General features: G+C 65.3%; 25 protein-coding genes. 10 read left to right on the plus strand and 15 right to left on the minus strand.

The window, feature by feature from the left end:
* Window positions 1-28: 28 nt before the first annotated feature.
* Both msrA and EF834_RS11570 read right to left on the minus strand, forming a co-directional pair.
* Window positions 29-703 (minus strand): peptide-methionine (S)-S-oxide reductase MsrA, encoded by a 675-nt coding sequence (gene msrA / locus EF834_RS11565; protein WP_127947395.1) that lies wholly within the window; start codon window positions 701-703, stop codon window positions 29-31.
* Between the two features lie 9 nt (window positions 704-712).
* A complete protein-coding gene (locus EF834_RS11570) occupies window positions 713-1,843 on the minus strand; it encodes an acyltransferase family protein (RefSeq protein ID WP_127947699.1) in 1,131 nt (376 codons plus the stop codon).
* A gap of 266 nt (window positions 1,844-2,109) precedes the next feature.
* Between EF834_RS11570 and EF834_RS11575 the strand changes: the two genes are divergently transcribed.
* The 3 genes from EF834_RS11575 to EF834_RS11585 all read left to right on the plus strand — a co-directional run bounded on the left by EF834_RS11575 (window position 2,110) and on the right by EF834_RS11585 (window position 4,547).
* Window positions 2,110-2,739, plus strand: a complete 630-nt coding sequence (locus EF834_RS11575) for a superoxide dismutase (RefSeq protein ID WP_127947396.1) — start codon at window positions 2,110-2,112, stop codon at window positions 2,737-2,739.
* A 304-nt stretch (window positions 2,740-3,043) separates the two neighbouring features.
* Window positions 3,044-3,571 (plus strand): peptidase, encoded by a 528-nt coding sequence (locus EF834_RS11580; protein ID WP_127947397.1) that lies wholly within the window; start codon window positions 3,044-3,046, stop codon window positions 3,569-3,571.
* Window positions 3,572-3,842: 271 nt separating this feature from the next.
* Window positions 3,843-4,547 carry a TMEM165/GDT1 family protein gene (locus tag EF834_RS11585; RefSeq protein ID WP_127947398.1) on the plus strand — a complete coding sequence of 235 codons (705 nt, stop codon included), beginning with the start codon at window positions 3,843-3,845 and terminating at the stop codon, window positions 4,545-4,547.
* A 32-nt stretch (window positions 4,548-4,579) separates the two neighbouring features.
* Here EF834_RS11585 and nrdF read toward each other — a convergent pair whose 3' ends face one another.
* Entirely contained in the window at window positions 4,580-5,533 is a 954-nt protein-coding gene (nrdF, locus tag EF834_RS11590; protein ID WP_408014501.1) for a class 1b ribonucleoside-diphosphate reductase subunit beta, read from the minus strand.
* Between the two features lie 134 nt (window positions 5,534-5,667).
* Here nrdF and EF834_RS11595 point away from each other — a divergent pair, with 134 nt between their 5' ends.
* Window positions 5,668-7,086: an amidase gene (locus EF834_RS11595; RefSeq protein WP_127947400.1), complete on the plus strand. Its 1,419-nt coding sequence runs from the start codon at window positions 5,668-5,670 to the stop codon at window positions 7,084-7,086.
* Between the two features lie 16 nt (window positions 7,087-7,102).
* On the opposite strand, the gene EF834_RS11600 is transcribed toward EF834_RS11595, so the two are convergent.
* Window positions 7,103-7,546 (minus strand): PadR family transcriptional regulator, encoded by a 444-nt coding sequence (locus EF834_RS11600; RefSeq protein ID WP_235871133.1) that lies wholly within the window; start codon window positions 7,544-7,546, stop codon window positions 7,103-7,105.
* 327 nt (window positions 7,547-7,873) lie between these two features.
* Here EF834_RS11600 and EF834_RS11605 point away from each other — a divergent pair, with 327 nt between their 5' ends.
* Together EF834_RS11605 and EF834_RS11610 are read left to right on the plus strand one after the other, a co-directional pair.
* Window positions 7,874-8,401 (plus strand): DUF3558 family protein, encoded by a 528-nt coding sequence (locus EF834_RS11605; RefSeq protein WP_127947700.1) that lies wholly within the window; start codon window positions 7,874-7,876, stop codon window positions 8,399-8,401.
* A gap of 15 nt (window positions 8,402-8,416) precedes the next feature.
* On the plus strand, window positions 8,417-8,788 hold the full coding sequence (locus EF834_RS11610) for a hypothetical protein (protein ID WP_127947402.1): 372 nt from the start codon (window positions 8,417-8,419) through the stop codon (window positions 8,786-8,788).
* Between the two features lie 28 nt (window positions 8,789-8,816).
* Here EF834_RS11610 and EF834_RS11615 read toward each other — a convergent pair whose 3' ends face one another.
* From EF834_RS11615 to EF834_RS11640, 6 genes are all read right to left on the minus strand, one after another.
* Complete coding sequence (locus EF834_RS11615) at window positions 8,817-9,167, minus strand: hypothetical protein (RefSeq protein WP_127947403.1); 351 nt, start codon at window positions 9,165-9,167, stop codon at window positions 8,817-8,819.
* A gap of 184 nt (window positions 9,168-9,351) precedes the next feature.
* Window positions 9,352-9,792 (minus strand): hypothetical protein, encoded by a 441-nt coding sequence (locus tag EF834_RS11620; RefSeq protein WP_235871134.1) that lies wholly within the window; start codon window positions 9,790-9,792, stop codon window positions 9,352-9,354.
* A gap of 227 nt (window positions 9,793-10,019) precedes the next feature.
* Window positions 10,020-10,469 carry a hypothetical protein gene (locus tag EF834_RS11625; protein WP_235871135.1) on the minus strand — a complete coding sequence of 150 codons (450 nt, stop codon included), beginning with the start codon at window positions 10,467-10,469 and terminating at the stop codon, window positions 10,020-10,022.
* 211 nt (window positions 10,470-10,680) lie between these two features.
* Entirely contained in the window at window positions 10,681-11,826 is a 1,146-nt protein-coding gene (locus EF834_RS11630) for a WXG100 family type VII secretion target (protein ID WP_127947404.1), read from the minus strand.
* Window positions 11,826-12,140 carry a hypothetical protein gene (locus EF834_RS11635; protein WP_127947405.1) on the minus strand — a complete coding sequence of 105 codons (315 nt, stop codon included), beginning with the start codon at window positions 12,138-12,140 and terminating at the stop codon, window positions 11,826-11,828. Before EF834_RS11635 ends, EF834_RS11630 begins: the two co-directional genes overlap by 1 nt.
* Window positions 12,137-12,514 carry an SAV_915 family protein gene (locus EF834_RS11640; RefSeq protein WP_127947406.1) on the minus strand — a complete coding sequence of 126 codons (378 nt, stop codon included), beginning with the start codon at window positions 12,512-12,514 and terminating at the stop codon, window positions 12,137-12,139. The genes EF834_RS11635 and EF834_RS11640 overlap by 4 nt, the downstream gene beginning before the upstream one ends.
* A gap of 174 nt (window positions 12,515-12,688) precedes the next feature.
* On the opposite strand from EF834_RS11640, the gene EF834_RS11645 reads away from it, so the two are divergent.
* Entirely contained in the window at window positions 12,689-13,216 is a 528-nt protein-coding gene (locus EF834_RS11645; RefSeq protein ID WP_127947703.1) for a DUF3558 domain-containing protein, read from the plus strand.
* Window positions 13,217-13,232: 16 nt separating this feature from the next.
* Entirely contained in the window at window positions 13,233-13,604 is a 372-nt protein-coding gene (locus EF834_RS11650) for a hypothetical protein (protein WP_127947407.1), read from the plus strand.
* 174 nt (window positions 13,605-13,778) lie between these two features.
* Here EF834_RS11650 and EF834_RS11655 read toward each other — a convergent pair whose 3' ends face one another.
* The 4 genes from EF834_RS11655 to EF834_RS11670 are packed head-to-tail and all read right to left on the minus strand — an operon-like array spanning window position 13,779 to window position 17,523.
* Window positions 13,779-14,354, minus strand: a complete 576-nt coding sequence (locus EF834_RS11655; protein ID WP_127947408.1) for a hypothetical protein — start codon at window positions 14,352-14,354, stop codon at window positions 13,779-13,781.
* Window positions 14,347-15,456, minus strand: coding sequence for a 5-methylcytosine-specific restriction endonuclease system specificity protein McrC (gene mcrC / locus EF834_RS11660; RefSeq protein ID WP_235871136.1), 1,110 nt, complete (start codon window positions 15,454-15,456; stop codon window positions 14,347-14,349). Before mcrC ends, EF834_RS11655 begins: the two co-directional genes overlap by 8 nt.
* A complete protein-coding gene (locus EF834_RS11665) occupies window positions 15,453-17,249 on the minus strand; it encodes an AAA family ATPase (RefSeq protein ID WP_127947409.1) in 1,797 nt (598 codons plus the stop codon). The genes mcrC and EF834_RS11665 overlap by 4 nt, the downstream gene beginning before the upstream one ends.
* A complete protein-coding gene (locus EF834_RS11670; protein WP_127947410.1) occupies window positions 17,242-17,523 on the minus strand; it encodes a hypothetical protein in 282 nt (93 codons plus the stop codon). Before EF834_RS11670 ends, EF834_RS11665 begins: the two co-directional genes overlap by 8 nt.
* 168 nt (window positions 17,524-17,691) lie before the next feature.
* Here EF834_RS11670 and EF834_RS11675 point away from each other — a divergent pair, with 168 nt between their 5' ends.
* Both EF834_RS11675 and EF834_RS11680 read left to right on the plus strand, forming a co-directional pair.
* Window positions 17,692-18,234, plus strand: coding sequence for a DUF3558 domain-containing protein (locus tag EF834_RS11675; protein ID WP_127947411.1), 543 nt, complete (start codon window positions 17,692-17,694; stop codon window positions 18,232-18,234).
* Between the two features lie 136 nt (window positions 18,235-18,370).
* A complete protein-coding gene (locus EF834_RS11680; RefSeq protein WP_235871137.1) occupies window positions 18,371-18,619 on the plus strand; it encodes a hypothetical protein in 249 nt (82 codons plus the stop codon).
* A gap of 53 nt (window positions 18,620-18,672) precedes the next feature.
* Here EF834_RS11680 and EF834_RS11685 read toward each other — a convergent pair whose 3' ends face one another.
* Window positions 18,673-20,106, minus strand: coding sequence for a type I restriction-modification enzyme R subunit C-terminal domain-containing protein (locus EF834_RS11685; RefSeq protein ID WP_127947412.1), 1,434 nt, complete (start codon window positions 20,104-20,106; stop codon window positions 18,673-18,675).
* Between the last annotated feature and the right edge of the window lie 112 nt (window positions 20,107-20,218).

Genomic DNA, 20,218 nt, shown 5'->3' on the forward strand with positions numbered 1-20,218 from the left:
GTCCTGCCTCGGCTCGGGCCGGGCGGGGTCAGGCGCCGAGTCCCACCGGGCAGCTCACACCCGTCGCATGGACCGGGCAGTAGCCGCCGGGATTCTTCGCGAGGTACTGCTGGTGGTAGTCCTCGGCGTAGTAGAACGTCGTCAGGGGCGCGATCTCGGTGGTGACCGCGCCGTACCCGGCGTCGGCGAGCCGCTTGCCGTAGGCCTCCGCCGTCGCCCGTGCCACCCGGTCCTGTTCGTCGGACTCGGTGTAGATCGCCGAGCGGTACTGGGTGCCGCGATCGTTGCCCTGCCGCATCCCCTGCGTGGGGTCGTGGTTCTCCCAGAACTGCTTGAGGATGCCCTCGTACGAGATCACCTCGGGGTCGAACACCACCAGGACGGCCTCGGTGTGCCCCGTGCGGCCCGAGCAGACCTCCTCGTAGGTCGGGTTGGGGGTGAAGCCGCCCGCATACCCGACGGCGGTGGAGTACACCCCGTCCAGCTGCCAGAACTCCTTCTCTGCACCCCAGAAGCAACCCATACCCACCACGGCGGTCTGCATGCCCTCCGGGAACGGCGGCTGCAGCGGATGGCCGTTGACGTCGTGTGCAGCGGGCACAGGCATGGGGACCTCGCGGCCCGGCAGAGCCTGATCCGGCGTGACAATCACCGACTTCGCCCGCGCGATACCACCGTCGAAGAGGTCATCGAGCCAAGACATACGTCGATGCTACGCGCGGTCGGGTGTGTCGGTCGGGGTCCGGCTCGGCTCCGGCTCGGGAGTCTTGGCAGGTCGCTGGCCGATCCCCCGGGTGCGCGCGCTCAGCCATCGTGCCGCGGGCACCTCGACCCATCGGTAGAGCACCTCCGACACGCCGGCGGTGACGATGAGGAACGCGATCACCGCACCGGTCGGGCCGAACGGTCCGACGGCGTTCTCGTAGACCCGGTAGAGGATCAGGGTGTGAACGAGGTAGATCGCATAGCTGCGCGTGGCGGTCCACCGAATCACCGCCCACCTGGTGGGACGGCCGCGGTAGCGGCCGAGCATCAGCACCAGTGCCGCGACGACCGCAATAGTCCACAGGTAGTGGTCTCCCGCCCAGTAGACGCGGATGTCGGTCGCCAGGCGCACCACTTCGATCTGCGCGATGACACCGACGGTCAGCCAGCGCCAGTCGACGAGCCGTGCGGCGCCGAGGTAGATCAGCTGACCGATGAACACCGTCGGCAGGGTTGCCGCGACCTTCGAGAGCATCGGCACTGTGTAGGGCTGCGGGACGTACAGGTTGTAGAGCAGCACCAGAGCACAAACCGCCGCGCCGGCGAGCGGGACGACGATCGGACGGGTACGCAGGATCGGCTGCGCCAAGACGCAGAACAGGTAGAACAGGATCTGGACGACGAGTGTCCACGTCACGCCGAGGACGGCAACCTGCGGCTTCAGGAAGAACCCGCCGAACACGAAGCTGAGTGCGGCCTCGACGTTCGAGATGCCCGGCTGTCCGCTGAACATGCCGTTGATGCCGAGCCGGACCAACAGGATCGCGGCCGCGATCGCTACCCAGAACGCCGGCAGCAGACGTGCCACCCGGTCGATCAGGAACCGGCCCGGATGCTTCCGGATCGCCGACCGCGTGATCAGCGCACCGGTGAGAGTCATGAAGATCGCCACGCCGAAGAACGACAGGTGGTTGTTCAGGCCCAGGCCCTCGACGAACACCTTGTGGACGACGTCGATCATCCACCAACCGGAACCGACGTCGTCGATCAGGTAGAAGGAGATGTGCGAGTAGATGACGGCGAGAACCGCGACCGCACGGAGCAGATCAGCGCCGGCAAGCTCGACGCGGGGTGCCAGGTCGGCCCGCGGTCCTGCGGCAGGCGTTTCGGGTGGCACTCCGAGAGCTTAACGTCCCGTTCACTTGGTGGCCCGGGTCGGTTGGCGGTCCCGGGTGCCCAGTAGCCACGATCGGGCCCGAATCGCGGGTGCCCGAACATATTTCTGAGGCGGCTCCCACGTCAGCGCCTTAGTTGCACAGGGTGTACCAATGAGATGGGGTTGTCCCCGGTACGACTCATCAAACACTCGCGTCAGGGCGTCATGCCCCTGAGGAAGGGAATCTCGTGTCTGTTTACACGCTGCCCGATCTCCCCTACGACTACGCAGCCCTCGAGCCCCACATCTCCGGCAAGATCATGGAGCTCCACCACGACAAGCACCACGCCGCTTACGTCGCCGGCGCCAATACCGCTCTCGAGAAGCTCGCCGAGCTCCGCGAGGCCGACGCCTTGGCCCCCGTGGTGAACCTGCACGAGAAGAACCTCGCCTTCCACCTGGGCGGCCACACCAACCACTCGGTGTTCTGGAACAACCTCTCCCCCGAGGGTGGCGACAAGCCCGAGGGCGAGCTCGCCGCGGCGATCGACAACTTCTTCGGGAGCTTCGACGCCTTCCGCAGCCACTTCTCCGCGAACGCCAACGCCATCCAGGGTTCCGGCTGGTCCATCCTCGCCTGGGACTCGATCGGCCAGCGTCTGGTCATCGTCCAGCTCTACGACCAGCAGGGCAACATCTCCATCGGCCTGACCCCCCTGCTCATGCTCGACATGTGGGAGCACGCCTTCTACCTCGACTACCAGAACGTCAAGGGCGACTACGTCAAGGCCTTCTGGAACATCGTGAACTGGGCCGACGTCGCGGACCGCTTCGCCAAGGCCCGCACCCAGACCGCTGGACTCATCGTCCCGGCCTGATTCGCACCGCTCCGCCGGGGCACCTTCTGCACCGCTCCACGCGGAGCACGCTTTCCGGCGCCGCGCCCGGCACGCCCGGGCGCGGCGCCGCGCATTTCACGACTCACCACCCCAACCGACCAAGCATCCACTCGGTATGTTTTCCGCATGAGCGGTGGCCCGATCCGGGCCCCGCACGGGGTCTTGCCCAGTCTCGGGTGCCGGCACGACCGGTCGTGCCGCTGGCACCCGGGACCCCTTGTGTGCCAGCGGCATGAGGGCGCATGCTCGAAATACCGATGAGGGCAGGGGAATCGGGGCCGAGATGAGCGAGCGAGAGTACGTCGGCGTCGCACCCTTCCACGCGCATGGCGATCTGTCCGGCTTCGTGATCTCCGGACGGTGGCCCGCCACGACGCGGGAGTGGGCGCAATTGCTGGCGCTTGCGGTCCGGGTCGCGTCCTTGCCCGGCCTGTTGGCCACATCGACGGTCTTCGGCGCACGCGAGGAGTTGCCCGAGGATCCCGAGCCCGGAACGGTCGGCCTCATCGTGTCGGAGGGCCCCGTTCTGGGAGACCGTGTCCTCACTCCCGGCCGGTTCGCCGAACACCAGCCGCCGGCGCTCCTGATGCTGCACCCGCCGACCGAGACGGTTCCGTCCCTGCCGGAGTGCGCGGGGGCAGCGTCCGGCTGCATCCTGCTTCCCGGACTGCCGCACCTCGGCCTCGAACACCGCGCGGCGTGGGTCGAGGCGGAAGCGGACGGGACCGTGACCTCGATGGTTTCGCGCGTCGGAATCGATCCGATCAGCGATCCCGATACTGCGGTTCTGGCCATGCTGCTGACCGCATGACGCTCGCCGGAAATTGAAAGTTCGGACCCCCAAAATTATTGCGCCCTTTGCACTTTCGCTGAACCGGGACTACCGTTTCCTTTGCGAAGGGGAGTAGCCCACAATCGCTGGGTCGACATGCTGGCCGGCACATCGCAGTGTCTGCCCGGCCCGCGAACCGGACGGCGTCCGGTGGGCGAGACCTTCGGCCTCGGACACATCCATTGCGTTCGGGGCCGGAGGAAGGTTCCCGACATCCTCCGAAAACTAGAACCGGAGGAGGTCCGAGGAAGTGTCAGCCGCGATCCTGCTGAGTTTCGGCGTCATCTTCGTCGCCGAGTTGGGCGACAAATCCCAGCTCATGGCTATGACGTTCGCGCTGCGCCACCGCTGGTGGGTGGTACTCGGAGGCATCACCTTCGCAACCACGGTCGTCCACCTCGTCTCCGTCGGCGTCGGGCATTTCCTCGGCGCATCGCTGCCCACCACCGCGATCTCGCTTCTCGCCGGCCTCGCATTCGTGATCTTCGGACTGTGGACGTTGCGCGGCGACAGCCTGTCCGACGACGAGCAGCAGCGAGCACAAAAGGTGACCGGGTCGGTGTTCCTGGCCGTCGCTTCGGCCTTCTTCCTCGCCGAACTCGGCGACAAGACGATGCTCGCGACCGTCACCCTCGCCGCCGACCACGACTGGGTGGGCGTGTGGATCGGGTCGACAGTCGGCATGGTGGCCGCCGACGCCCTCGCCATCGTCGTCGGCGCCCTCCTCGGCAGGCACCTGCCGGAGGTCCTCGTCCGGATCGGTGCCGCGGTGCTGTTCTTCGCGTTCGGCGCGTGGCTGGTGCTCGAGGCCCTGTTCCCGGACACCCCGGCGGGCACGATCTCTGCGGGCGCGGTGGTGGGCGTCTCGGCCGCGATCGCAGGCACCCGATGGCTGACGAGGCGCACGCGTACCGGTGTGCCTGCGGAGCGGATCGACACGGCCCACAGGTCTTAGGCCGCGGGTTCCTTGCTCGGCCAGGAAGTCCGTCAGAAGTCCCAGTCGGCGTCCTCGGTCGGCTCCTGGTGGCCGATGACGTACGCGCTGCCGGAGCCGGAGAAGAAGTCGTGACTCTCCTGGGCCCCGGGGTCGAGCGATGCCAGGATCGCGGGGTCGACCTCGCATTCGGCCGGTGCGAACAGCGGCTCGTACCCCAGGTTGGCGAGGGCTCGGTTGGCGTTGAACCTCATGAAAGACAACACCTCCGGTGTCCAGCCGACCTCGTCGTACAGATCGGCGGCGTACTGGACTTCGTTGTCGTACAACGTCCGTAGCAGCTCGTAGGTGTAGCCGCGGTGGTCTGCACGCTCCGCGGCGCCCAGCTGGGCGAGCGCCTGCCGGCACTTGTACCCGATGTAGTAGCCGTGAACCGCCTCGTCTCGGATGATCAGCCGGATCAGGTCTGCGGTGCTGGTGAGTTTGGCGCGGCTCGCCCAGCGCATCGGCAGGAAGAATCCGCTGTAGAAGAGGAACGACTCGAGCATCACCGAGGAAGCCTTGCGCTTGAGAGCGTCGTCGCCCCGGTAGTAGTCGACGATGATCTGCGCCTTGCGCTGCAGGTGGGGGTTCTCCTCCGACCACGCGAAGGCGGCGTCGATCTCCCGTGTCGAACACAGGGTAGAGAAGATCGAGCTGTAGCTCTTGGCGTGCACCGACTCCATGAACGCCATGTTCGTCAGCACCGCCTCTTCGTGCGGTGTGACGGCGTCGGCGATCATCGCGACGGCGCCCACCGTGGCCTGCGCGGTGTCGAGGAGTGTCAGGCCGGTGAACACCCGAATGGTCAGGAGGCGTTCTGCTTCGGTGAGGGTCTGCCACGACACGAGGTCGTTCGCCAGCGGGATCTTCTCCGGCAGCCAGAAGTTGCGGGTCAGCCGGTCCCACACCCTGACATCCTCGGGGTCGGGCACTCGGTTCCAATTGATCGCCCGGAGTTGTTCCATGGTCAATCCGCTCCCCACGTTCGCCGTGTGGTGCGCGAGGTGATGCTCCTCCATTATCTCGCTGAAGGACGCCCTCTTCGCCCGGCTACGCCCGATTCGTCCAAGAGCGCGCCCAGGTCCCCTAGACTCCGGGAATGACTGAAAACCTGCATGTCCATGCCTTCCGTGACGACGCTCTCGGTGACCTCGACGCGACCGGAGTGGCCGCGCGCATCGCTGCTGGCGAGGTGTCGGCGCGGGAGGTGGTCCAGGCCGCGATCGAGCGGGCCGAGGCCGTGCAGGGTGTTCTGAACGGGGTCCAGACGGAGGACTTCGAGCGGGCGCTCGAGCAGTCCGCCGCTCCCCGCCGCGGGGTGTTCTCCGGCGTCCCGACCATCCTCAAGGACAACGTCGATCTCGCGGGCCTGCCCACCGGTCACGGCAGCGCGGCATTCACGCCCGCCCCCGCACCCCGGAATGACGACTTCGTCAACCAATTCCTGTCGACGGGCGCGGTGCCGATCGGCAAGAGCCGACTGCCCGAGTTCGGGTTCAGCGCGTCCACCGAGTACGCGGACGCCGATCCCGTCCGAAATCCCTGGAATCCGGAGTACTCCGCCGGCGCGTCGTCCGGCGGCTCGGCCGCATTGGTCGCCGCCGGCGTGCTGCCGTTCGCGCACGCCAACGACGGTGGGGGCTCCATCCGGATCCCCGCCGCCGCCTGCGGACTCGTGGGACTCAAGCCGACTCGCGGCCGCACGGTGGCCAACTCGCTCGACAAGTCGATGCCGATCCGGATCGTCGGGCAGGGCGTCGTGACTCGCTCGGTGCGCGACAGCGCCCGATTCTCCGCCGCGGCCGAACGCTACTACCGCAATCCGAAGCTGCCCCCGATCCGACTCGTCGAGGGACCGGGGTCGACGCGCCTACGGGTCGGGTTGATCGTCGACTCGGTGACCGGGGTGCCCACCGACGACGAGACACGGAAGGCCATGCAGTCCACCGCCGATCTGCTCGACGGACTCGGCCACCACGTCGAGGAGGCCACGCTGCCGGTCGGCAAGGAGTTCATGCGCGACTTCAAGCTGTACTGGGGCTTCCTGTCGTTCGCGCTTCTGACCGGCGGCAAGCGAATGTTCGGGCCGACGTTCGACGCGGCCAAGACCGACAACCTCAGCCGCGGACTGGACGCGATGTATCGCAAGCACATGGTCGAGACACCGCGGATGCTGTACCGGCTCCAGCGCACGGCCCGCATCTACGCGCGGATGTTCGAAAAGTACGACGTCGTGGTGTCCCCGACCCTCTCGCACACCACACCGAAGCTCGGATACCTCTCCCCCGCACAGGATTTCGAGACACTGCTCGATCGGCTCGTGACCTACGTGGCCTTCACCCCGATCAACAACGCGTCGGGCGGTCCGGCAATCTCACTGCCCTTGCACCAGACCTCGACGGGTCTGCCGCTGGCCGCGCACTTCTCCGCGAACCACGGTGACGAGCGGACGCTCCTCGAACTCGCCTACGAGCTCGAGTCCGCCAGGCCCTGGGCGCGGATCCAAGACCCGTCCTGAGCGCCTGAACGAAACGTCACCGGGTGTCCTGGTCGGCGGCAGCAGCGTCGTCGCCGCCGGCCAGGATCAGGTACAGGGCGCGCCGGGCGTCGGCGAGGACCTTCTCGGCAGCGGCGACCTGATCCGCCGTGCCGGATGTCTGGACCTGACGGGCCGCCGCGTGTAGATCGTGCAGCGGTCCGCGCAGATCCGGCCCCGATCCCGCGAATGCGAATGGGTCACACCAGGATTCGGCATTCTCATCGACGTACGCACGGCCGGACTCGGTGAGCGTGACCAGCTTGCGGCCCCCCTCCGCCGAGGTGTGCACCATGCCCTCGTCCTCCAACTGCTGGAGGGTCGGGTAGATCGCGCCCGCGCTTGGGCGCCAGGCCCCGTTGGTGCGGTCGGTGATGGTCTGCATCAGTTGGTAGCCGTACATCGCGTCCTCCTTCAGCAGTAGGAGGACGGCTGCGCGCACGTCCCCTCGGCCCGCGCGACGCGGTCCGCCGCGGCCGCGGGGTCCCCCGTGGCCACGACCACGACCTCGCCCACCGCGCCTGCCCGGTCCACGCGGATCCTCCCCGTCGAACGGGCGGTGATGGTGGCGCCTGCGATTCATGTTGTTCATCGGTTTCTCCTCTCGTTCTCAACCGACACACTCACGATATATCGGGATCGTATCTTTGAAAAGATGTTGCGTATCACTGCCGTCACAGCGTGCGTCTTCGATGGAACCGAGTACGTTCCCGATGCGTCTGATTTCGATGAGCAGGTCGTTGCGGAAATGAGGAGAAGCGTGAGGTTCATGGGACGGCGGGGCGGCGCGATCGTCGCCGCGGCCAGTGTGTTGGCGCTGGTCGGGTGTGGTTCGGGCGGCGAGGGGCAAGCGGAGACAAAGGCGCAGTCCGAGGAGCCTGTGTTCGATCCGTGCAGCGTCCCTGAGGATGTACTGCTCGCGATCGGCGTCGATCCGGCAACGGAAGAGCGCGACATCATGGGTGTCAAGCAGCCGGGCTGGAGCCTGTGCAGCTGGCGCGAGACCGACCGTGCCTTCTACTTCACGATCTTCGCCACTGGAAGGCCGCTCGACGCAATCCGCACGAATGAGCGCGCGATCGACGTCACCTCGATCGACCTCCCCGGACGCGGCGAGGCGTTCACGTTCCGTGAGACGTCCGACACCCTCAACAAGCACTGCGACGTCCTGCTCACGGCCGGCCCGGACACCCTGATGCTCCGCACGAGTCTCGCGAAGGGACTCCCACCGGCGGAAAGCCCCTGCCCGCAAGCGATCGAGAACGCGAAACTCCTCGAACCATCCCTGCCCCGCTGACGAAAGGGCTCGATCATGTGGATTAATCCCTCGTGGAAAGAACTCGGCGAACTGGTCGACGCCGGCGAGCTTTACCTCGAACCGGGTGTCGCTGAGAAGTGCGCCGCACACTGCGAACAGCTGCGAGGCGAACTGATGGATCTCCAAGAACGCGCACGACGTCTCGCTAGTGTCGACGGCTTCGGCCACCTGCCCTCCGGTATCGCCCTCGCTCGCAAATTCGAACTGAAGGCATCGGGCGGCGACTACGCGCTTGACCAAGCCCTCGGCGACCACATCGCCACCGTCGAGCAGATGCAGGCGGTGTTCGAGAAGATCGCCGCGAGGTTCGGCGCCGCCGAGGACGCGAATACGCAGGCGCTCAGCGGGATCGATCCCGACCGCTGACCGCGCGGACTAGTCCTCCACCGAAGAGTCACAGACGAGAGATGCGCTCGAACGGGTACCCACCCACCGTCGTGACGGCCATGCCGTAGAGAGCTGTGACCGCGAGTTTCCAGAGCGGAAGCTGGATGTTCATGTCCGAGAGAATGCTCGGAACAAGGGCTACCGCCGGAATCAGCGCGAGGATCGCCGCCACGCTGCACCAGCGGGCCACGAGTGCGTTCGCGGTGCGCGACAACTCGGGACTCTCTTGTACCTTGTCGGGCACCTCGTAGCCCTTTCCCGGGTCGGTGACCCAGCCCCGGAACCCGGCGTATGCAGCCAAGCCGCTCGCCGCTGCGGCTATGAAGAACAGAAGCGCAATGACGACGTCTTCTTTCATCGGTGTCCCCTTCCCCACACCACGCCGAAACTCCTAACTGTCAACGAGACTCGGTATTACGGACTCAGCCCTTGTATACCGCTGAGGCGTCGGCCGCATGGGCTTCGAACAGCACTTCTGCCAGGGAGAGCGCGGGTTCACATTCACGGACGCGCTCATGTCTCAAAAGCAAAGAGGTTGTGGGTCATCGAGGTTCGCTCGTCTGTCCTTCACCCTCCCGGACGAGGGAAGGTGGGATCTGCAGGACCTTCCGGGCTTTGCGGGAGATGTCACAGTTGCCGGAGGCAACGGAATGGAGGATGCCGTTATAGACCAGGTCCCACATCAGCGGATTACTTTGGACGTTACGCAAACTGAAAGAGTGAATCTCCCTGCCGGAGGCATCCTGGAGACGCAGCACCCGTCGGAGTCCGTCGACGCTGAATCTGATCCGGACCAGCTCGTATGTGTTGACCCACTTCGGGCCTTCCTGAACCCACACAGCGCCGACAGCCATCCACTCTTGGCCAGTTCTCCAATACATGAATGCGCCGGTCAGTCCCGTCCAGATCCAGGGGAACCAGTCATCGACCCAGTCGAATCCGCCCGTTGTGACGGTGAAGAACGCCAGAAGGATCGCTGGCATGCCGACCGCCGCTTGCATTCTGTGTTTGGGTGCGAACTGTGACCATTCCAGGGTGGGGCCGAGGTCCTGAGGGGCGGGCGGCGGCTTTCTCGGGACCCGGTCGGTCGGAGTCGTCTCGAACGCGGAACTCTCGCGACGGGGTGCCGAGGGCGGGCGAGGCTCGCCCGTCTGCGGGTCGGGCATCGGGGCAGGGCCGAACTGCCTGCGCGGGAAGTAGTGAGTCATCGTCAGTCCGCGAGGTGTTCGCCCTCCTCGCCGAGAGACGGCGGGATCTGCAGGACCTTTCGTGCTTTACGTGAGATGTCGCAGTTGCCGGAGGCGACGGAGTGGAGGATGCCGTTGTAGACCAGATCCCACATCAGCGGATTGCTCTGGGCATCTCGTAGACCGAAGGAGTGGATCTTCCTGCCGTCGGCATCCTCGATGCGCAGTACCCGGTTGAGTCCGTCGACGCTGAATCTGATCCGGACCAACTCGTAGGTGTTGACCCACTTCGGGCCTTCCTGGACCCACACAGCGCCGGCCGCCATCCACTCGCAGCCACCTCTCCAGTAGAAGAACACACCGCTCACGACTATCCAGAACCAAGGGAACCATTCATCGGTCCAATCGAATCCACGCTCCGTGAAGATGATGAACGCCGTCATCAGCGTCGACATGGCAAGCGCGGCTTGCACTCGGTGCTTGGTCGCAAACTGTGACCACTCAAGAGTGGGGCCGAGGTCCTCGGGCGCGGGTGGGGCTTTCCTTGGGGCTCGGTCGGTCGGTGTCGTCTCGTAGGCGGAGCTTTCCCGGCGGGGTGCCGCGGGTGGGCGGGGGTCGCCGGTCTGTGGATCGGGGATCGGAGGAAGGCGAAAGTCCCTGCGGGGGAAGAAGTGGGTCATCGGGTCAGTCCGCCACGTATTCGATGAGTTCGCCGACGCCGTAGCTGACGAGTACTCCCACTCCGACTGCGGCGATGGTGGCCGGTCCGCCAGCCGCGCTGGCGAGAAGCAGGCTAGTTGCGGCGGTTCCCGCTAGGAACCCACCCGCGTCCTTCGCAACAATCTTTGCGATGTCGCCTCCGTCCTCGGCACCCTGCAAGTCGTTGTGGATCTGATAGCCGGTAAAGAGAACCCCGGCCGCCGGTATCTTGGATCCGACCGAGTACACGCCCTTGGGGACGACCTGGGACGCGCTCCGGGGGACGATCCCAGCGTTGAGGATTTGGGCTGCGCGACTGCCGGTCTGCCCCCCGATCAGCCTGGAGTTCTGAGCAGCGAATCTCGCGGCGTCGTCAGCGGCGGGCGCGAACGTGTTGGCGGCGTTCGTAGCGGCGTGCCGCACCGAGTCGGTGGCGGCCTCGGCCGCAAGTGTTCGGAACGTTTGAACCTGGGTGGCCCGGGTCTGCGCGATCGCACCCCACTTGTCAGCCTCCTGGCCCGCGGCGCCCACGTAGCTGAGCGCGGCGCCCCCTGCCATCCAACCGGCCGAGCCCTTCAGGCGATCGAGCCAGTCATCACCGTTGTCGCCGTCCGTGCCGATGAAGGCCTTACGGAGGTCTTCATGGGCGAGTCGCTCCTTCCCCCTGGCCTCGGCCACCGATTCGAGGGCCACGCCATAGGCCGCGACCTTGATCGCCTGCTGGGTGAGCTGGTCGATACTCCACGGACCTACCGGGGGTTGCAGCGGTTCGGGGTCGCCGATCCAGTCGGGGAAGCACACGTCAGGGCCGACCCACAGGCCGGCTTCGAGGGCTTCGGCTGCGGCCCGAGTCATCCGTTCCTTGACCGTGTTCATCTCGTCGGCGAACGTTCGCAGAGCCGTGGACAGATCCCCCGCCCGGTCGGCCATCTCGACAGTCGACCGCCCGAACTTGTCGACCGCCGTACGGAAATTGTCTCCCGCATCACCATCCCAGTCCTCCTCGGATTGATCCCGGGCATCGAAAAAGCCGCGCGCAGCTCGGTCGACTCCCTCCGCAAGCCGGTCGAGGGCGACGGCACATTCGATGCAGGACTCTGGATCGGCGTCGACACGCACGTAGATGGGCATCAGCGCGATCCCCCGCCCGAGGTCTCCGGCATCTGCTCCCCGGCACCGGACAAGTACTGGCCGTTCGCCCAGTCGGTGGCGGCGTAGTTCGCGTCGCAGACCTGCACAGTATCGGCGGCACTCAACGCCGCTTGCGCCACGAACGACATCGCCTGCGCCAGTTCCACAAGCGCGTCACCGACCACCGCCGTCGACAGTCCCGCGTTCGGCACCTGCGGGGCATCCTCGCCCAGCGCATCCACCTCTTGTGCGTTCCGGGTAAGGATCTTCGCAGTCTCGGTGAGGTGATCGACCTTCAGACCGTCGCCACTCACCAGCTGTTCCCCCGTCTTCCCGTCCCGTACGGCTCCTCCAAGAACGAGGCCGGAAGATGGCCGCCGGGTTCTTCCTCGTCCTGGGCATACGGCACGGTGTCTCGCCTTGAGCCGGAGGGCATCTCGGCGTCGAGTAGAACCACGTCGTAGCCGGTCATGCGTTTGATGTCGTCCAACCCGCCGGAATCGATGGCGCCCCACGGCTGGCCCTTCCCGCAACACTGGGTCAGTCGGTTCAGGGAGGTGTATCCCGGTAGTGCCAACCTGCCATCCGGCAGGGTCCTCAACTCCAACTGGACCTGGCCGGACCCGTTCCGCGGCAGCATCGGCACATAGAGCACACCCCCGGCACGGCGCGGCAACTGGTCGACCATCGATCCCCCCTGCTGGCTCCCCTACTCGGCGAGTACCTTAACCGTGCCCGTCGCGTCGACTAACGCCCGGGGAGAGATCAAGTCCGGCGTCAATGGTCGGCGGAACCAGGCGTGCCCCCGGCGCGTCTGATTCGATGAGCGGGCGTTGTGGAAATGAGGAGAAGCGTGGGGTTCATGGGACGGAGGGGCGGCGCGATCGTCGCCACGGTCAGTGTGTTGGTGCTGGCTGGCTGCGGGTCGACGAGCGAGGGGCAGGCGGAGACAAAGGCGCAGTCCGAGGAACCGGTCTTTGATCCGTGCAGCATTCCAGAGGATGTGCTGCTCGCGATCGGCGTCGATCCGGCAACGGAAGAGCGCGACATCATGGGAGTCAAGCAGCCGGGCTGGAGCCTGTGCAGCTGGAATGATTCCGATGTCTCCTTCTTCGTCACGATCTTCGCCACCGGAAGACCGCTCGACACGATCCGCACGAACGAACGCGCGATCGACGTCACCCCGATCGACCTACCCGGACGCGATGAGGCCTTCACATTCCGTGAGAAGTCCGATACCCGCAACGAGCACTGCGATGTCTTGGTCGCCGCCGGTCCGGACACTCTGATGCTCCGTACGGATTTCGCGAAGGGGCTGCCACCGTCAGAGAGTCCCTGCCCGCAGGCGATCGAGAACGCGAAACTCCTCGAACCGTCTCTGCCCCGCTGACGAGAGAGGCTCGATCATGTGGATGAATCCCTCGTGGAAAGAACTCGGTGAACTGGTCGACGGTGGCGAGCTCTACCTCGAGCCGGGCATCGCCGAGAAGTGCGCCGAACGCTGTGCAGAGCTACGAGAAGAACTGGTGAAGCTCGAAGGACGCGCCAAGCGTCTCGCCAGTGTCGACGGCCTCGGCCACCTGCCCTCCGGCATCGCCCTGGCCCACAAGTTCGAGCAGAAGGCGTCGGGCGGCGACTACGCCCTCGATCAGGCCCTAGGCGACCACATCACGACCGTCGAGCAGATGCAAGCGGTGTTCGAGAAGATCGCAGCGAGGTTCGGCGCCGCCGAGGAGGCGAACGTCCAGGCGCTCGGCGGGATCGATCCCGGGCAGTAGACGTTCAGCCCGCTCTCCCACCGGCAACCACGGCCCAGATGGCGCCCCGCCTGACTGAGAGCCGCTCGTTAGCGCCCCATTCTCCCCCACCCGCGTCGAAAACAGCTATACGTCAACGAGACCCGTAGGTACCGTGGGTTACAGCTCGAGGCGCATCGCCTCGAATCGACTGTGTCAGGCAGCTTCTTTCATCATGTCGAGCACGTGCTGTGCGAACCACCGGTTGTGGTGCTGGGGGTACCGGCTCTTCCCCTTGCTGACGAGGCGCTCGACGAAGGGCCGGATCGACTCTTGGAGCGGCAGTTCGTCGAGCTGGTCCAATGACTCGTCATCCAACAAGCAGTGAATTACCGCTCCGTCATCGTCCGCCGAGGGCAGCGACGACTTCTCGAATGCGAGCGAAGAGTACCGTTCGGACAGTTCCTCGAGCGAGTTCCCGGACCGTCGCTCGAGCGCACTTGCCGATACGTACAGGCTCAGCCAGGTATCACTCTCGGCGTTCTCCGTGTATCGCCACATGTACAGAACTTGCATGGGCCCGACATTGAGCGTGAAGAGGCGCTCGATCTCGGACGTCTTGTTCGTGCCTGGTAGACAACTCAACGTCCACTCCTTCTTCTCACTCCAAGCCGGATCACTGAAGGCGGCGCCAAGGTAATCAGCCGCGGATTCAACAGCGGCGTCGAAATCCGGGTCCAGCCGCAGTCTCTCGAAACTGGCTTCGCTCGCGGCACGTGGGATGTCACGCATGAGTGTCCTCGGGTTCGTCGATGCGATCCTCGGTGACCGCGGCGAGCGCGGCGCGGATGTCGGCAGTGCTGCCGGCAAGGTCGACGGTGAGGAAGCGGTAGCGATGGCCCTGGATGGTCACCGATTCGTCGAGGTGTTCACCGACCGTCGGGTAGAGCAGCACACCTTCGGCCGTGGCGGCGAGCGAGTCCTGCTCGTGTTGGGACTGGATGCAGGCGTAGAGCTGGAAGATGTGCCCGGGGGCGAGTTGTACTACGCCGTTCTGGTTGGGTTCGAGCGCGTCGGCGAACTTGGTTTCGACGACGATTCTCCGTTCGGAGGTCTCGAGGACAACGTCGGCCCGCATCTCCGGAAGGATCTGCGGAACTCGTCCGGTCTCGTCCGATGTGGACCACAGGAGCTGCTTGTCATGCCGGAGCACTCGCCACGGCGCGGTGAGGGTAGCTCGGTAGAACCCGCGTACCGCGGTCTCGTAGAGCTGTCGCAGCTCGGTCACCTCCCGCGACGCGGCCCAGCGGTGACCCGATCCGTCGTCCTCGGTCGGGATGTCCATCGCCAGTATCAGTTTCGCGGCGTCGACAGCGGAGACGTCGGCCACATCGTTCCGGCCGAGCACGACGCCGGACACTTCACTCCTTCCGACAGGGCGAGGTGAGACTCCGGCTTGGACAAGGGTGTCGGCGAGGTTGCGGCACCGGTCGGCCAGCGGTTGGCTTCGTACCCGGCCGGCAGCGACGGCGAGCGCGGTGCGCATCAACCGGTTGCGCGGGTTGTCGAGGGACAGTTCGGTGAACCGGCACGCCACCAGTCCGCGGGACAAGAGTTGGCGGGTGGTGGTTTCGAGTATGTCGATCTGCCCACGGACGCGGGTGAGATGGGCATTGCGCGGCCGGTAGGCGTGGCCGAGGGTGCGCTGCAGTCGGGTCTCGACGGCGTCAGCGAGAATCTCCGCGACGATATCGCACAGGTCTTCCGGGTTATCCTCGACGCCGCTGCGCCGCAGCGACTCGTCGTCGCGGTAAAGGCTCGACGCGTACAGCATCAGCAGCCACAGGTTCCGGACGGGGATGCGGGTGCGGCCGCTGACGATAACCCCTGTCACAGCGGGTACCCGAGCAGTGCCTCCGCCTCCTTCTGGACGCGCTCCGGGTCGTCGAACCAGTACTCGTCGAGCAGCGGCCGGATCTCGGAGTCGACCACCCGTCGCAGCCAGGTGGCCGGGTCTTCGACACGAGCCGCGCCGTACGGGGTGAAGAAGCTGTGCCCGATGCGGTACTGCTCGCCGAGCGAGCGGTCGGCGGCGATGGTGTCGTTGAGGGCGTTGACGCGGTGTGCCAGCACGGTGAGGAAGTCGTCGGGGATGTCATTGTGTTCGGATACCCAGCGACGCCATGACTCGTTGAGGGTCGGCTCGAGGTTACGGAAGGCGAACCGGCGGCGAAGCGCGAAATCGACTATCGCGAGGGAACGGTCGGCGAGGTTCATGGTGCCGATGATGTAGAGGTTCTCGGGCAGGTAGGTGGGTGGCTCGCCGGGACGGCGGTAGGACAGTTCGAGCGCCTCGCCAGGGGTGCGCTTGCTGTTCTCGAGCAGGGTGAGTAGCTCACCGAAGATCTGGGCGAGGTTGCCGCGGTTGATCTCCTCGATGACGAGCACGTGGTTGTTGCCGGGGTCGGCCCGCGCGGCGTTGACGATGTCGAGGAACATCCCGTCCTCGAGTTGCAGCTTGCCGTCACCGCTGGGACGCCAGCCGCGGACAAAGTCCTCGTACGCGAGCGTGGGATGGAACTGGATGGCTCGCAGCAGGTTCCGGTCCTTGCTGCCGATGAGGGCGTAGCCGAGCCGCTTGGCCAGCCAGGTCTTGCCGGTGCCGGGCGGACCCTGCAGTATGAGGTTCTTCTTGGTCCGCAGGGCATCGAGGTAGTCGCCGAGCACCGGTTCGGGGACGAAGCAGCCGTCTGCGACTATGTCGGTGAGGGTGTAGGCGTCGGTGCGACCCTGCAACGCCTCTTCGTCGATCTCGGACTCGTCGCCGGGTTCGACGACGGCTACCGCATCGTCACCGAAGCGGTCGGCCCAGTCTGGGGCATTGCGGAAGCGGTCGAGGTCTTGTTCGGCCCAGTCGAAGGTGAAGTCGATCAGGCCGTCCCGCATCCAATCTCCGCGCTCCACCCGCCAGACGGTCTGCTCGGAGGTGTAGAAGTACCACTCACGCAAGGGTTCCGCAGGGTCCCAATCCACTTCGACCATCCGGCCGTCGCGAAGATTGGCTACGACGGTCCCAGTGGCCTTGATCGCCATTACCGGTACATCGCGCCCCCGACCATCGAACGGAAGATCGGCACGCCGGATGTATGCGTGCTTGATCGCTATCAGGTCGCCGGGTTGCATCGATCCGACTTGGTCGAGGTACTTGTCGGCGACGCTGTTCTCCCAGATCCCCCCGTCGAGGAACCGCTGGGTTTGGTCCTTCGACTCGACGCCGGCATGGTGTGCGTCGACGAACCAATACGCTTCCCGCCTGTCTTCCACAGGCTCGCGGGAAGCGATGTGCTGCATGCTTGTAGCCTCCCGATACGCTGGAAGCTGATTTATGAGAGTGGTCTCGACAGGGTCGGCGGCGAGCAATTGCCGGCCGAACTGAGTGATGGATGTTCGACTCGAGGACTCCTGGGTCACCGCGCCGACGGCGACGAGATCTCGAACTGCCCTCACGAATTTCTCGGCCCGCGGACCGGCAGAGATATCCGGATCCCCAGTACCCTCACTCATCGCCGCTGCGACCGCCGCGCGCAGGTCGGCAAAGGTCCATACGGCGCCGTCGCTGAGAACTTGCAGGACAGGTCGGGCGAATTCCATCCATGCCGACAGGGAACTCACACCGTCGTCAGACATTGAGCGCTCCTTCGAAATGGTCGATCAACACGGGTCCGTCTGTACCCACGAGCGGGTTGGTCATTCGAAGTAGTCTTCGTCGACTGCCCGAGCACGTCGCAAAGCCTTCCTGCAGATCCTGGGAAGGCAATTTCAGAGAATGGGCCCTAGGCTGCGTCATGTCGATCGAGGCGATGCCGGTGGTCTGCTTCGCAGCGAGCGGATTGGAGATGCCGCACGTCCAGAGAGCATCCCACGGCGCGTCGACTTTGTTCTTGATCTCACCAGTGATCACGTGACCAGGCCCCTATCCAGCACCAAACGAGCGACCGACCCGACGACTCTATCTGCCAGCACTGGTCTCTCGGTCGACCGGACCAGATCGGTCAACCCGGCGCACGGAACCGAGAGCGCTTCCTGTACATCTGTTCCGAAGGACGAATTTGCGTACCGGAGGGGGAGCATGGGGTCATTGAAACGATGCGGTGCCGCTGCCGCCGTCGCGGTCGGCATCCTCGCGCTGACCGGTTGCGGCACGGCGGCCGGCGGGGGCCAAGCGCAGACAGCAATGGCGCAGTCCGAGGAACCGATGTTCGATCCGTGCGACGTCCCGGAGGATGTGCTACTCGCGATCGGCGTCGACCCGGCGTCGGAGGAGCGTGACATCTTGGGCGTCAAGCAGCCGGGCTGGAGCCTGTGCAACTGGAACGACTCCCCCGGCATCTCCTTCCTCGTCACGATCTTCGCCACCGGAAGGCCGCTCGAGGAGATTCTCACGAACGAACGCTTCATCGACGTCACCCCGATCGATCTCGCTGGGCGCGAGGCGTTCACGGTTCGCGAGACGTCCGACACCCGCAACGAGCACTGCGACGTCGTGCTCGCCGCCGGCCCGGACACCCTGATGCTGCAGACGAGTCTGGCCAAGGGGCTGCCCCCGTCGGAAAGCCCCTGCCCTCGAGCAATCGAGAACGCAAGACTCCTCGAACGATCCCTACCCCGCTGACGGAAGGCTCAGTCATGTGGATGAACCCTTCGTGGAAAGAACTCGGTGAACTGGTCGAGGGTGGCGAGCTCTATCTGGAGCGGGTGTTGCCGAGAAGTGCGCCGCACGCTGCGAGCAGCTGCGCGACGAACTGATAATGCTCCAAGACCGCGCCAAAGATCTCGCCAGAATCGACGGCCTCGGCCACCTACCCTCCGGTATCGCGCTGGCCCGCAAGTTCGAGCAGAAGGCGTCCGGCGGCGATTACGCGCTCGACCAAGCCCTGGGCGACCACATCGCCACCGTCGAGCAGATGCAGGCGGTGTTCGAGAAGATCGCTGCACGGTTCGGCGCCGCCGAGCAGGGGAACGCGCAGGCGCTCAGCGGGATCGATCCCGGGCAGTAGACGTTCGGCCCACTTACCTGCCGCCGATCACAGACTGGGTCCAGGAGCCTGCTTCAGGCGGTGGCCGCCTCGGCGGGCTCGACGGAGGCGTTGATCGATCGAATCACCTGGACGAGCCGCACCGCCTGTTCGTCACCGAACACCTGGCTCGGCCCCAGCGGGGCGTGATCGGTGAACGGTGACTCGAACAGCAGCTTGGGGTCCATCTCCCCGTGCCTGGTCAGATGCAAAATGATGAGGTTCACGAAGTCGATCTGCCTTGCGGTCGCGGTCTTTCCATGCAGAAACTCCTCGAACGCCTCGGTGGCCGCCTGCGTGTCAAAGCCCACGAGTGAGCGAATGAACCGTCCCAATCCCTGCGCGTTCTCGACCGCCCGCTCAAGATCCTCGGAGTCGCCGGCGCCGCTGCCGGCGAGGAGTTCTTCCAGCGAATCCAGATCCGCAGGTGTGAGGGGTTTTCCGTTCCGCAGTTTCTCCAGCGCGAGGTTGTCGGGTCGACGACGCAGATAGTTCCACGCCTTGGCTTTGAACCGCTCGACGTCCGTGGCGTGGCGGCATACCACGATGTCGATCTCCGCGACGTCGTCAAGAGTGTCCTCGAAGTCGGTGTAGAGCAGGCCCACAATTGAGCGCAGTTCGCGACGGGCGTGCTCGAGCATCTGTAGCGTCACGTGCTGCCACCACTCGTCGCCGGCCACCTCGCGAAGCAGCGCCTCCTTTGCCTTCACCTTCGGGATGTTCAGTCCCTCGTCGAGCAGCCCATCGGCGATCTGCTGGATCGGCATCCGGTAGGTCGAGAGCGTGTCGTCGCAGTAGTGGACCGCCAACTGTCCGCGCAGGATCATGAGGTCGAAGCGCTTGACCATCTCGTAGGTGTCCCGCACCGTCGTCGGCAGCCCCGACTCCGGGTCCACGATGGTGTCGCCCGGCTTAGGCGCCGTCATCTCCACCATCAACTGGATGATGTCCCGCGGCATACGGAATTGGCCGTTCTGATCTGCACTGGCGATCTTCGCAAGCAGGTACTCATAGATGATGTCGCCCTTGGTGTCCAGATCGCCCATCGGCACCTGGTCGAGGCGGTCGATCACTCGCTGCAGCATGCCGGCATTGGGGATGGTCAGGCGCGCGTCCTTCATGAATTGCGCGTAGGTGGAGTCGTCGCCGCGCATCGACTTGATGAACGGGAACACCCGCTGGCCCACCACATCGAAGGCCTCTTCGGCGGACATGTTCTTGATCCGCGACCAGCGCAGCTCGTCGTAGGGACGGCCCTCCTCGTCGTTGCCGTCCGGGAAGGGCTTGTTCTCGACCGTCACGCCCAGCAGATTCTGCTGGTTGAGCGCCTTGGTCTGCTCGTCGTCGAGGCGGCGGATGAACAGCAGGTAAGTGATCTGCTCCATCACCTCAAGCGGGTCGGAGATGCCACCCGTCCAGAACGCATCCCCAACCGCATCGACTTTGCTCTTGATCTCACCAGTGATCACGTGACCTTGCCCCCATCTAGCGTCCACAAGCGAACAGGAGAGAGTATCCGCCACCACCGACAGCCGGTCGGCCGGCCCAGAGTCGAGAGACGAGCCAAGACGGCCCCGCTCT

The sequence above is a fragment of the Rhodococcus spongiicola genome (assembly GCF_004011835.1).
Classification (GTDB): domain Bacteria; phylum Actinomycetota; class Actinomycetes; order Mycobacteriales; family Mycobacteriaceae; genus Prescottella; species Prescottella spongiicola.

What these genes read in the sequence shown, in the direction of transcription:
- msrA (WP_127947395.1), bottom strand. Translation starts at nt 703, where the DNA reads ATGTCTTGGCTCGATGACCTCTTCGACGGTGGTATCGCGCGGGCGAAG.
- EF834_RS11580 (WP_127947397.1), top strand. Translation starts at nt 3,044, where the DNA reads ATGAGCGAGCGAGAGTACGTCGGCGTCGCACCCTTCCACGCGCATGGC.
- nrdF (WP_408014501.1), bottom strand. Translation starts at nt 5,533, where the DNA reads ATGGAACAACTCCGGGCGATCAATTGGAACCGAGTGCCCGACCCCGAG.
- EF834_RS11595 (WP_127947400.1), top strand. Translation starts at nt 5,668, where the DNA reads ATGACTGAAAACCTGCATGTCCATGCCTTCCGTGACGACGCTCTCGGT.
- EF834_RS11605 (WP_127947700.1), top strand. Translation starts at nt 7,874, where the DNA reads ATGGGACGGCGGGGCGGCGCGATCGTCGCCGCGGCCAGTGTGTTGGCG.
- EF834_RS11610 (WP_127947402.1), top strand. Translation starts at nt 8,417, where the DNA reads ATGTGGATTAATCCCTCGTGGAAAGAACTCGGCGAACTGGTCGACGCC.
- EF834_RS11615 (WP_127947403.1), bottom strand. Translation starts at nt 9,167, where the DNA reads ATGAAAGAAGACGTCGTCATTGCGCTTCTGTTCTTCATAGCCGCAGCG.
- EF834_RS11620 (WP_235871134.1), bottom strand. Translation starts at nt 9,792, where the DNA reads ATGCCAGCGATCCTTCTGGCGTTCTTCACCGTCACAACGGGCGGATTC.
- EF834_RS11630 (WP_127947404.1), bottom strand. Translation starts at nt 11,826, where the DNA reads ATGCCCATCTACGTGCGTGTCGACGCCGATCCAGAGTCCTGCATCGAA.
- EF834_RS11640 (WP_127947406.1), bottom strand. Translation starts at nt 12,514, where the DNA reads ATGGTCGACCAGTTGCCGCGCCGTGCCGGGGGTGTGCTCTATGTGCCG.
- EF834_RS11645 (WP_127947703.1), top strand. Translation starts at nt 12,689, where the DNA reads ATGGGACGGAGGGGCGGCGCGATCGTCGCCACGGTCAGTGTGTTGGTG.
- EF834_RS11650 (WP_127947407.1), top strand. Translation starts at nt 13,233, where the DNA reads ATGTGGATGAATCCCTCGTGGAAAGAACTCGGTGAACTGGTCGACGGT.
- EF834_RS11655 (WP_127947408.1), bottom strand. Translation starts at nt 14,354, where the DNA reads ATGCGTGACATCCCACGTGCCGCGAGCGAAGCCAGTTTCGAGAGACTG.
- EF834_RS11665 (WP_127947409.1), bottom strand. Translation starts at nt 17,249, where the DNA reads ATGTCTGACGACGGTGTGAGTTCCCTGTCGGCATGGATGGAATTCGCC.
- EF834_RS11675 (WP_127947411.1), top strand. Translation starts at nt 17,692, where the DNA reads ATGGGGTCATTGAAACGATGCGGTGCCGCTGCCGCCGTCGCGGTCGGC.
- EF834_RS11680 (WP_235871137.1), top strand. Translation starts at nt 18,371, where the DNA reads ATGCTCCAAGACCGCGCCAAAGATCTCGCCAGAATCGACGGCCTCGGC.